Annotated in this window: 2 protein-coding genes; both read left to right on the top strand. The window is 73.6% G+C overall.

Annotated features, from left to right (window positions below; translation table 11 throughout):
* Window positions 1-379, top strand: a 379-nt coding sequence (locus AB0J52_RS41170) for a pyridoxal-phosphate dependent enzyme (RefSeq protein ID WP_500188689.1), incomplete at its 5' end; no start/stop codon positions are given.
* Window positions 380-872: 493 nt separating this feature from the next.
* Window positions 873-1,283, top strand: a 411-nt coding sequence (locus tag AB0J52_RS41165) for a hypothetical protein (protein ID WP_500188687.1), incomplete at its 3' end; no start/stop codon positions are given.

Raw genomic sequence — 1,283 nt, 5'->3', positions numbered from 1 at the left:
GGACGACGTGCGGCTGGTCGGCGTGGAGTCCTCGGCGTCGCGGGCGGTCTCGGCCGCCGTGGCCGCCGGGCGGATCGTCCCTGTGGAGGTGGGGGACAGCATCGCCGACGGCCTGGTCGGCAATCTGGAGCCCGGCTGCGTCACCCCCGGCCTGATCGCGGCCGCCGGGCCGGCCCTCACGCACGTGTCGGACGCCGAGATCCGCGCCGCGATGCGCTGGCTGTTCACCGAGCACGGGCTGGTCGCCGAGGGCTCGGGGGCGGCGGGCGTCGCGGCCGTCCTCGCCGGGAAGGCCGAGGTGACCGGACGGCTCGTGGTGGTCCTGACCGGCCGGAACGTCACCGTGGACACCTACCGCGACGCCCTCGCCGCCGGCTGACGCTTCCGGGCCGTCCGCTACCGGCCACCGTCGTTCCCGATCCCAGCACGTCCTTTTTCGCGGGAAATGAACGGCAAGTCCGGCGGCGTCGTTAAGTGTTCTTTCAATTTCCTGTCGGCGGGCCTTCGCCCTCCCTAGTTTTGGGTCGTTATCCATCCTTGGGAGCAGCAGAGGAGTGTCCGCGATGCCGGAAGACGTGATGGCTAAAGTCCGGCTGGAGTCGCTTTACTGCGAGCTCGTCCGGTTGGCGTACCTCGTCCTTCCGGGTGCCGAGAAGCGTGTCCAGCGGCTCGCGCTCGCCCGCCGCATAGTGGACGGCGTGCTCTCCGGCCGCACCGGGCTGGGCGTCCTCACGGGCGCCTCGGCCGGGCCGGGACTGCATGCGCGGACAGGCCCGGCATTAGCGGGAAGAACGGACGCCCACGCCCCTGTGAATGACCATTCGGGGGACAATGGACGCGTAACCGAAAATGGCGGAACCGTCGTGCGTGCGATGGAGGAGTCCGCCCTACGGGAACGGCTCCGCGCCCGGGTGCTGCGCCGCGCGACGCGCCCGTCACCGCTGCTGCGCCTCGGCCTGAACCCCTGGCTGAAGGCGCCGCCCGGACGGCTGCCCGACCCCGAGCTGACCGGCGCGCTGGCCCGCCTGGAGACGCCGGTCCGGGTCGCGTGCGTGCTGCTCGCGGTCGAGGGCAGGGCCCGCTACCAGGCACGGGACGCCCTGGTCGGGCTCGGCGTCCGGGACCCGTGGGCGGCGATCGAGGCGGCCGAGCGGGTCCGGCTCCCCGGGCCCGCCACCCCGTTCGAGCCCGCGTCGCCCCGCCCCGTCCGCCGCCGCTCCCGGACGCCGATCGCCGCCGCCTCGGTGCTCACGGCCGGGCTGCTCGGCGTGCTGGTCGTGTCG

The sequence above is a fragment of the Spirillospora sp. NPDC049652 genome (assembly GCF_040675125.1).
Classification (GTDB): domain Bacteria; phylum Actinomycetota; class Actinomycetes; order Streptosporangiales; family Streptosporangiaceae; genus Spirillospora.
This window is presented reverse-complemented; position numbering and strand designations above follow the sequence as displayed.